Origin of the sequence: Oscillibacter sp. CU971 (assembly GCF_905219725.1) — a bacterium.
Classification (GTDB): domain Bacteria; phylum Bacillota; class Clostridia; order Oscillospirales; family Oscillospiraceae; genus Oscillibacter.
The window spans coordinates 1-9634 of sequence record NZ_CAJMXG010000081.1 but is presented as its reverse complement, the minus strand read 5'-3'; the positions used below and the strand labels follow the sequence as shown (position 1 = coordinate 9634).

8 protein-coding genes are annotated in these 9634 nt (G+C 64.4%); 7 read left to right on the top strand and 1 reads right to left on the bottom strand.

Annotated elements, in window-relative coordinates:
- Nucleotides 1-938 precede the first annotated feature (938 nt).
- A complete protein-coding gene (gene miaB / locus JX325_RS18055) occupies nucleotides 939-2351 on the top strand; it encodes a tRNA (N6-isopentenyl adenosine(37)-C2)-methylthiotransferase MiaB (RefSeq protein ID WP_243413979.1) in 1413 nt (470 codons plus the stop codon).
- An 83-nt stretch (nucleotides 2352-2434) separates the two neighbouring features.
- Here the strand turns inward: miaB and JX325_RS07515 are convergent, their stop codons facing one another.
- The gene (locus tag JX325_RS07515) at nucleotides 2435-2692 is read right to left on the bottom strand and encodes a hypothetical protein (RefSeq protein WP_204790533.1); all 258 of its coding nucleotides are present in this window, start codon (nucleotides 2690-2692) and stop codon (nucleotides 2435-2437) included.
- On the opposite strand from JX325_RS07515, the gene JX325_RS18545 reads away from it, so the two are divergent.
- The 6 genes from JX325_RS18545 to mutL all read left to right on the top strand — a co-directional run.
- Nucleotides 2648-2998 (top strand): helix-turn-helix transcriptional regulator, encoded by a 351-nt coding sequence (locus JX325_RS18545; protein WP_307819254.1) that lies wholly within the window; start codon nucleotides 2648-2650, stop codon nucleotides 2996-2998. The genes JX325_RS07515 and JX325_RS18545 overlap by 45 nt on opposite strands.
- A 360-nt stretch (nucleotides 2999-3358) precedes the next feature.
- Nucleotides 3359-4183: an MBL fold metallo-hydrolase gene (locus tag JX325_RS07505; RefSeq protein WP_204790531.1), complete on the top strand. Its 825-nt coding sequence runs from the start codon at nucleotides 3359-3361 to the stop codon at nucleotides 4181-4183.
- Between the two features lie 32 nt (nucleotides 4184-4215).
- Entirely contained in the window at nucleotides 4216-6816 is a 2601-nt protein-coding gene (gene mutS, locus JX325_RS07500; protein WP_204790529.1) for a DNA mismatch repair protein MutS, read from the top strand.
- A 10-nt stretch (nucleotides 6817-6826) separates the two neighbouring features.
- Nucleotides 6827-7537 (top strand): CPBP family intramembrane glutamic endopeptidase, encoded by a 711-nt coding sequence (locus tag JX325_RS07495; protein WP_204790528.1) that lies wholly within the window; start codon nucleotides 6827-6829, stop codon nucleotides 7535-7537.
- 35 nt (nucleotides 7538-7572) lie between these two features.
- Nucleotides 7573-8484, top strand: a complete 912-nt coding sequence (locus JX325_RS07490; RefSeq protein ID WP_204790526.1) for an AEC family transporter — start codon at nucleotides 7573-7575, stop codon at nucleotides 8482-8484.
- Nucleotides 8485-8517: 33 nt separating this feature from the next.
- Nucleotides 8518-9634, top strand: a 1117-nt coding sequence (mutL, locus tag JX325_RS07485; RefSeq protein WP_204790525.1) for a DNA mismatch repair endonuclease MutL, incomplete at its 3' end; no start/stop codon positions are given.

The window sequence follows — 9634 nt, the reverse complement described above, 5'->3', positions numbered from 1 at the left end:
GACATCGGAGATCGGCTTGCCGTCTTGAGTAAACCAGCCGTCAAAGGTGTGGCCCGNATATACGGGCTTTACGGCGGGCTCCTCCACCTTGGGCCCGGTTGTCTGGACGGTCATGAGGGTAGTCCCGTTGGGGGGGAATGTTCCGGGGTGTGCGTCAAAGATGACATCGAATTTTCCGCTGTCCTCCTCCGCCAGGGCCGTCATGGGCAGAAGCCCCAGGCACAGCACCAGGGCCAGCAGGAATGCCGCAATGCGTGTTCTCTTCATGTTTCGTGATATCTCCTTCTTTGCGTTTTGTCCCGCCGGAAAATCCTTCCTGCGGGACCTGGCAGCAATTATATCTTGTTCGGGGCGGAAAGGCAATACCCGGGGCGCAAAAAAGCCGCCCCATGGGCGGCAGACGGGCAAAAACATCCCCCCATCCGCTCCTTCGACGAATGGGGGGCTCAACCATTGATCGGACTATCCATTGGTCTTCGTACCTCGTGCTTTCTTAATGCTGCCGTTCGGGGNGATTCGCTGGGATNTGGGTGATCCGTGGGGTTTCCAATCCATAAAACAGTTTCTCGCGCCGACCTGTTGGTCCCGCTGGCTCATCATAATGAGGGGTGTTTCGTCTTTGGGAATTGCCTGAGATCACGCTGTCGCCGGGTATGCGCTGGGNNTTTTCGAACGGCGCTTGGAAGACGTGGGTTTTCGTGTCGGACTAGTACACTGGACTCACCTCTTTCTGTAGCTAAAATATACAATAATTTTGAACGGCTGTCAAGGCCTTTTGTGAGATTTTACGTTTTTGACAAAGGTAAACCGATTACCTCCGGCGAAAATCACAAAACACCCGGGCGGGGGGCGGGATTCCGCCTTGTGCTTTCCTGGCTTTCATGGTATGATAACGCTGTTGAATTTTAAATATCACCGGCACGGATGGAGGAAGCGTTTTGAAGCGAGAGGAAATCGTGGTCCCGGAGGGGGAAATCGCCCGCCAGCGGGGCTTTCAGGAGAAGATANAGGCCATGTTCGCCGCCCGGGGGGCCCATCCCAGGGCCTGTGTGGAGACCTTCGGCTGCCAGCAGAACGTGGCGGACGGACAGCGGATCATGGGCATGCTGGAAGCCATGGGCTTTGCCTTTACGGAGGACCCTGGAGAGGCGGACCTGGCCCTGCTGAACACCTGCGCCGTCCGGGAACACGCGGAGCAGAGGGTTTTCGGGAACCTTGGCATCCTGACCCACTCCAAGAAGGAGAACCCGGAGCAGGTGATCATCCTCTGCGGCTGCATGGCCCAGGAAGATCGGGTGGCGAAGCGGGTAAAGGAATCCTACCGCCATGTGGATTTGGTCTTCGGGCCCCAGGCCCTGTGGCGCTTCCCGGAGCTCCTTTGGCAGGTTTACGAAACCCGGAAGCGGGTCTTCTCCACCGCCGAGGAGCACGGCTGCATCGCCGAGGGCCTGCCGGTGGTCCGGGAAGGGGGGGTGAAGGCCTGGGTTTCCATCATGTACGGGTGCAACAACTTCTGTTCCTACTGCATCGTGCCCTACGTCCGGGGCCGGGAGCGGAGCCGGGAGCCCTCCGCCGTGCTGGCGGAGGTCCGGGAGCTGGTGGAGGCCGGGTACAAGGACATCACCCTGCTGGGCCAGAACGTGAACTCCTACGGCAATGACCTGGATACCGGGTATCATTTCCCGGACCTTCTGGAGGACATCGACCAAATCCCCGGGGACTACTGGGTCCGCTTCATGTCCAGCCACCCCAAGGACGCCACCCCCCGGCTCTTCGACGTGATGGCGAAGTGCCGTCACGTTGCCAAGCAGCTCCACCTGCCCTTCCAGTCCGGAAACGACCGGGTGCTGGGGGAGATGAACCGGCGCTACACCCGGGAGAAGTACCTGGAGCTGATCCGGTACGCCCGGTCCGTCATGCCGGGGCTGGTTTTGACCAGCGACGTGATCATCGGCTTCCCCGGGGAGACGGAGGCGGAGGCCATGGACACCGTGTCTTTGGTGGAGGAGGTGGGCTTTGACGCCCTCTTCACCTTCATCTACTCCCCCCGGCCCGGNACCAAGGCGGCGGCGCTGCCGGACCCGGCCTCACGAGAGGAGAAACAAAAGTGGTTCGACAAGCNGCTGGAGGTCCAGAACGCCCGCTCGGCGGAGATTCACGCCAGATATGCGGGCAGGACGGTCCGGGTCCTGGTGGACGGCGAGAGCGAGGACGGGGAATACCCCCTCTCCTCCCGGACGGAGGGAAACCGGCTGGTGCGGCTAAAGGGGGACAAGTCCCTGATCGGGCGGTTCCTGGAGGTGAAAATCACCGGGAGCAACNCCTGGGCGCTGTACGGGNAGCCGGTTTAGGGCCGGCATTCCCGGAAAACGGGTCGGCNAGGNGGCCGGCCCCTACAGGCAATGCGCAGGGACCGCCGCCCCCGGCGGCCCGCCTAAGCCCGTACCATCCACTTGCCCAGGGAGACGGCCTCCTGGAACAAAAGCCGGTCTTCCAGGTCCCGGAGGCCGCAGCAGGCGTCCTTGTAGTCCTCCACCAGGCGGAGCTGTTCCGGGGTCAGGGCTTTCTCCAGAGCCTCCCAGGCGAAATCCTGGCGGTTGTTCCAGCGGCTGTAGTCTATGAGGTCCAGGCGCGCGTCCAGAAGCAGATGATCCAAGGTATAACGATACAGGCAGTCAAGATAGCCGTCCATGGCGGCACCTCCNAAAGGACAGAATNCTGTTTATGTGGTAATTATATCAGACAGAATTCTGTCTGTCAATGGAAAAGGGAGATAAAAATGACTTTTTCTNAACATCTTTTACAATTGCGAAAAGCACATGGGCTGAAGCAGACGGAGCTTGCCCCTCACATCGGTATTAGCTGGCGGGCCTATCAAACGTATGAGAGAGGCCATTNCGAACCANANATGTCCACCCTCATTGCCCTGGCGGATTTTTACAGCCTCTCCCTGGACGAGCTGGTCTGCCGGGACTGGCCCAAGGAGCCGGAGGAATAAAAAAGACCCTGCGCCGCGCGCAGGGTCTTTCAGGCAGTTATTGACAAATGTGCTATAATAGAAACCGGCAGGAGAGGCGGGGTCAATCCTCTTTCAGGCGGAAAGAGGTGAGGCCCATGAGCGCGCTGGAAGTCATCGCATTACTTACGCTCGTGATTGGGGCTATCCAAATTAGGTCATAACCTAAAGAAATAACCGCCCCCCAGTAACAGCAAGAAGCGGCAATTTCTCAAGCTATAAACTTGTAAGACGATTGACCGCCAACCGGCTGCCACCGGCTGACCGCCCTCCTGCCTTTATTATAGCGGACCCCGCCCGGTCTGTCAAGGNCGGCTTGATTACAAAACAGGAGGTACTCCCATGAAGATNGTCACCCTGCTGGAAAATACGTCCTGCCATCCNGTCCGTGCCGCCTCCCGGGGCCTTTCCCTCTATGTAGAAGCGGCGGGGCGCAAGGTCCTCTTCGACATGGGGCCCGACGCCTCCTTCCTGGGCAACGCCCGGGCCCTGGGAATCGATCCTGCCGCCGTGGATACCGCCGTGCTGTCCCACGGGCACTCCGACCACGGCGGGGGCCTGGCGGCGTTTTGCGAGTGCAACCGGAGGGCAAAGATTTACCTCCGCCGGGAGGCCCTGGGGGCCTATTACGCCGTTTTGCCGGGGCAGGAACCCAACTACATCGGCCTGCCGGAAACGGAAGCGCTTGCGGATCGGTTCTCCTTCACCGGGGACCGGGANGACCTGGGAGACGGGCTGACCCTGTTCTCGGACGTGGAGGACGACAAGGCCCTCCGGGCCGTTGCCCCCAAGCTCCAGGAGAAGATCGGGGAGGGCTTCCGGCCCGACGGTTTCGCCCACGAGCAGCATCTGCTGGCGGAGGAGAACGGCAGGGCGGCCCTCCTGATCGGGTGCGGGCATTCAGGCGTCGTGAACATNCTCCGGGCGGCGAAGCGGCATCTGGGCCGCCTGCCCGACGTGGTCTTCGGCGGCTTCCACCTCTTCGAGCTGGCCCCCGGCGCGCCGGAGGCGGAGGCGCTGCTCCGCGCCACGGCGGAGGAGCTGCGCCAGGGAAGTACGATTTACTACACCGGCCACTGCACCGGGGACTGGGCCTATGGGCGGCTCAAAGAAGCGCNGGGGGACCGGCTGCGGCCCATGGACTGCGGCGCCTCGGCGGAGCTGTGAGCAGGAGTTTTTAGAGAAAAGAGAGGAATCCCATGGCAGAGCTGACCCCCATGATGAAGCAGTACCTGGAAATTAAAAAGCAGAACCCGGATTCCATTTTGTTCTTCCGCCTGGGCGACTTCTACGAGATGTTCGCCGACGACGCGAAGCTGGCCTCCCGGGAGCTGGACCTGACCCTTACCAGCCGGGACAAGGGTAAGCACTTAAAGCCCGCCGAAGAGCAGGTGCCCATGTGCGGCATCCCCTATCACGCCAGCGAGAGCTACATTGCCCGGCTCATCGCCAAGGGGTACAAGGTGGCCNTCTGCGAGCAGNTNGAGGACCCCGCCGCCGCCAAGGGGCTGGTGAAGCGGGACATCATCCGGGTGGTCACCCCGGGGACGGTTACCGACGCCGGCTGCCTGGACGAGAAGGCCAGCAACTTCCTCTGCGCCGTCTACGCCGACGCCCGGTCCGCCGGAATCGCCTTTTGCGACGTCACCACCGGCCGGGCCCACCTCACCTCCTTCACTGGGAAGGACNGGGCGNAGCATATTATCAACGAGCTGGGCCGCTTCTCCCCCGCCGAGGCGGTGGTAAACGACGGGGCCTATGCCGAGACGGCCCTGGTGGCGGCCCTCCGGGAGAAATTCCGCTGCCGGGTGGAGCGTGCCGGGGAGCGGCGCTTCCTATTGCCGGAGGCGGAGCGGAATATCCGCAGGCAGTTCGGCGAGGAGGCCTGGAACCGGCTTCCCGCCGCCGTGCCCGCCGCCGCCATGGCCCTGGGGGGCTTGCTGAGCTACTTATACGAGACGCAGAAGACGGACCTTTCCTACATCAACGACTTAGACTACTATGAGCAGGGCCTCTTTATGGAGCTGGACCTGACCGCCCGGCGGAATCTGGAGCTGACCGCCACCATGCGGGGCAAGGAGAAGAAGGGGAGCCTTCTCTGGGTGCTGGACCGGACCCAGACCTCCATGGGGGGCCGGTGCCTTCGAAGCTGGCTGGAGCGGCCCCTTTTGAACGTCGCCGCCATCACCCGGCGCAGCGGGGCCGTGGCGGCTCTGGTGGGGGACACCATCGCCCGGGAGGAGCTGATCGCCGCCCTCTCGGGCCTGGGGGACATGGAGCGGCTCATCAGCCGCATTGTCTACGGCTCCGCCGGGGGGCGGGATTTGGCCTCCCTCCGCTCCGCCATCGGGAAGCTGCCGGAGATTAAGAGCCGCCTCGCCGCCTTTTCCGACCGCCGTCTCCGCCAGCTTTCAGAGGAGCTGGACGCCCTGGAGGACCTGGGGCGGCGCATCGCCGAGACCATCTGCGACGAGCCCCCTTTCTCCGTCCGGGAGGGGGATTTGATTCGGGACNGCTTCCACCCGGAAGTCGACCGCCTGCGGCATATTTTAAAAAGCGGCAAGGGGGTCATCCCCGAGATGGAGGCCCGGGAGCGGGAGCGCACCGGCATCCGGACCTTAAAAATCAAGTACAACAAGGTCTTCGGCTACACCATCGAAGTCTCCAACAGCTATAAGGGCGAGGTGCCCGAGACTTATATCCGCAAGCAGACCCTGGCGGGGGCGGAGCGGTACATTACCCAGGAGCNCAAGGAACTGGAAAACTCNATCCTCACCGCCTCGGACCGGGTGGTGGCCCTGGAGTACGAGCTGTTTACCGCGCTCCGCCAGGAGATTTCCGCCGCCTCCGGCCGGGTTTTAAAAACCGCCGGGGCCGTGGCGGAGGCGGACGCGCTGGCGTCCCTCGCCGCCGTGGCGGTGCGGAACAACTACTGCCGCCCGGACGTGGACGAGTCCGGGGTGATTGAAATCCGGGAGGGCCGCCACCCTGTGGTGGAGCGGATGCTGAAGGACAGCCTCTTTGTCCCCAACGACACGTTCCTGGGGGAGAAGGAGAANCGGGTGGCCATCCTCACCGGCCCCAACATGGCGGGCAAATCCACCTACATGCGCCAGACGGCCCTGATTGTGCTCATGGCCCAAATGGGCAGCTTCGTCCCCGCGTCCCACGCCCGCATCGGCGTGGTGGACCGGATCTTCACCCGGGTGGGGGCCAGNGACGACCTCTCCGCCGGGCAGTCCACCTTCATGGTGGAGATGACGGAGGTGGCGGACATCCTCCGCCGCGCCACCAAGCGCTCTTTGCTGATTCTGGACGAGATTGGCCGGGGCACCTCCACCTTCNACGGCATGAGNNNCGCCNGGGCGGTGCTGGAGCACTGCGCGAATCCCAAGACCCTGGGGGCCAAGACCCTCTTTGCCACCCACTACCACGAGCTGACGGAGCTGGAAAACTCCCTGCCCGGCGCGGCGAACTTCCATCTCGCCGTGAAGGCCCGGGGGGAGGAGATCATCTTCCTGCGCAAAATCCTCCCCGGCGGGGCGGACCGGAGCTACGGCATCGAGGTGGCCAAGCTGGCGGGCCTGCCGGAGAAGGTGCTTCAGCGGGCCCGGCAGGTGCTGGAGGAGCTGGAAACCGGGGGCAGGCCCCCCGCCCCCCGGCGGGAGGCGGAACAGGTCTCCCTGGGCTCCCTGGGGGAGGGGGAGGTGCTGGACGCCCTGCGCCGCTGCCAGCCGGACACGCTGACCCCCATCGAGGCCATGAGCCTCTTGTATGAGCTGAAACAAAAACTGACGTAAAGGGGCGGCTATGGCTAAGAAACGACCCTCCCCGGGGCTGACGAACCTGGAGCGGTTCGGGGGCGGCATCTTCTTTGTGTTTTACCTGCTCCTCCTCCCGCTTATGGCGGGGCCCGCCCGGCATTTGGCGGGGGAGCTTCTGGGGCGGCGGATTTCCGAGGAGCTGTACGGCGCGGTCTATTACTACGGCCTCTTCGCCGTGACGGCCATCCTCTTCCACCGCCTGCTGGGAACCTCCACCCGCCGCTTTTTGGACGAGCCCGCCCGGGCCCTCAAGACGGCGGGGGTGGGCATTGTGGCCTATTACGGCCTTAGCGAGCTGGCGGCCCGACTGGGGAGCGTATTCGTGGACCGCTCCGGGAATTTGAACGACGCGGTCATCTCCGCCCGGACGGGAAGCGCCCCCCACATGACGCTCCTGATTGTCGTCTTCCTGGCCCCCTTTGTGGAGGAGACGCTGTTCCGGGGCCTGGTCTTCGGGGGGCTGAAGGAAAAGAGCCGCCTTTTGGCCTATGCCGCAAGCTGCGCCCTCTTCGCCCTGGTCCATGTGTGGCAGTTCGCCCTGGCGAACCGGGACCCGGCCTACTTCCTGGCTATGGTCCAGTATCTCATCCCCGGCCTGGTGCTGGCCTGGGCCTATGAGCACTCCGGGACCCTCTGGGCCTCCATCGGCCTCCACGCCGGGGTGAACGCCCTTTCGGCCCTGGCGGGGTCCTTATAACGCGGGGCGCGCGCGCCCGGGAAAGAAGTTTTGCTATGAGTTTTCTGGATACCTTCGCGGAGATGCTGGTGCTTTTGTTCGCCATCGCCGCGGGCTTTCTGGCGGGCCGCCTGGGAATCCTGGGCGGCCAGACGGACAAGCACATCTCCAAGCTGCTGCTGGACATCACCCTGCCCTGCATGATTCTGGGCTCCGTGTGCACGGGGGAAGCCCTGCCGGAGCCCGCGGTGGTGCTGGGAACCCTGGGGGTGGCGGCGGTGTTTTACCTCCTGGAGCTGGCCTTCGTCCTGGCGGTTCCGCCCCTGCTGGGGGGCACGCCGGGGCAGAGGGGAGTCTGGCGGTACACCCTGGCCTTTCCCAATGTGGCCTTTATCGGCTACCCGGTGATAGCCGCCCTCTTCGGGGCGGAGGCCCTGTTTTACGCCGTGATTCTGGTCCTGCCCTTCAACCTGATGACCTTTACCCTGGGGCCGCTGATGCTCACCGGAGCCAAGCGGTTCAGCCTCCGGCAGATGTTCTCCCCCTGCGTGGTGTCCGCCCTGCTGGCCTTGATTCTGGCCCTTGGGCGGCTGCGGCCCCCGGCCATGGTTGGGGAGGCCCTGGAGTTTGTGGGAGACGTGACGGTGCCGCTGTCGCTGCTGTTTGTGGGCTCTTTGCTGGCGGGGATTCCCCTGGGGCGGATGCTGGCCTCCCCCCGGCTGTGGATTTTGACGGCGGTGCGGCTGCTGGCCCTGCCCGGCGCGCTGTGCTTCCTCCTCCGGTGGATGGGGACGGACCCCCTCATCCTGGGGGTGGCTGTCATCCAAATGGCCATGCCCGCGGCGGTGAACGGCTCGCTTCTTTGCATGGAGTACGGCGGGGACGCGGAGTGCATGGCCCAGATCACCTTCGTCTCCACCCTGGCCTCCATCGTCACCATTCCCATCATCGCGGCGCTTTTGTTTTAACGGCCCGCCGGGCCCCGGAAAGGAGGAAACCCCATGCCCAGCATTCAGCAGCTGCCCCCTCATGTGGCGGACCTCATCGCCGCCGGGGAGGTGGTGGAGCGCCCCGCCAGCGTGGTGAAGGAGCTGGTGGAAAACGCCCTGGACGCCCATAGCTCCGCCGTGGTGGTGGAGCTCCGCCGGGGCGGCATGGGCCTCATCCGGGTGACGGACAACGGCTGCGGCATCGCCCCGGCGGAGCTGCCCACCGCCTTTTTGCGCCACGCCACGTCCAAGCTGCGGGGCCCCGAGGACCTGGGAAAAATCGGCACCCTGGGCTTCCGGGGGGAGGCCCTGGCGGCCATCTCCGCCGTCAGCCGGGTGGAGATTCAAACCCGGCGGCGGGAGGACCCCACCGGCGCGGCGCTGCGCNNGGAGGGGGGCGTCCCCGGCGCGGTGGAGGAGGCCGGAGCTCCGGAGGGAACCACCATCCTGGTCCGGGACCTCTTCTACAACACCCCCGCCAGGCTGAAATTCATGAAAAAGGACAGCGCCGAAACGGCGGCGGCCGGCGGTTTAATGCAGCACCTGGCCCTGTCCCATCCGGACGTGTCCTTTAAATTCATCAAGGACGGCACGGAGGCCCTCCACACCCCCGGANACGGGCGGCTGGACTCCGCCATTTACGCCGCCCTGGGCCGGGACTTCGCCCGAAGCCTCCTCCCCGTGAAGGGGGGCGGAGACGGCGCGGCGGTGTCGGGCTTCATCACCCGTCCTCTCCAGGGCCGGGGCTCCCGGGGGATGCAGGTCTTTTTTGTCAACGGGCGGTTCATCAAGTCCCAGCTTCTGACCGCCGCCCTGGAAGAGGGCTACCGGAACCAAATCATGAAGGGCCGCTTCCCCGGCTGCGTGCTGGCGGTGACCCTGCCGGTGACGGCGGTGGACGTGAACGTCCACCCCGCTAAGACGGCGGTAAAATTCGCCCAGGAGCAGGCCGTTTTCAACGCGGTCTACCACACCGTGCTGGACGCCCTGGCGGCGCAGGGAGGGCCGGTTCCCGCCGCCCCGGCGGACCCGGAGAAAACCGTGAATCCCCGGGGGGACTTCTTCCAGTCCATGGACGCGAAAGCCTACCGGGAACAGGGGGCGAAGCCCGCCGCCCCGGCCCCCAGGC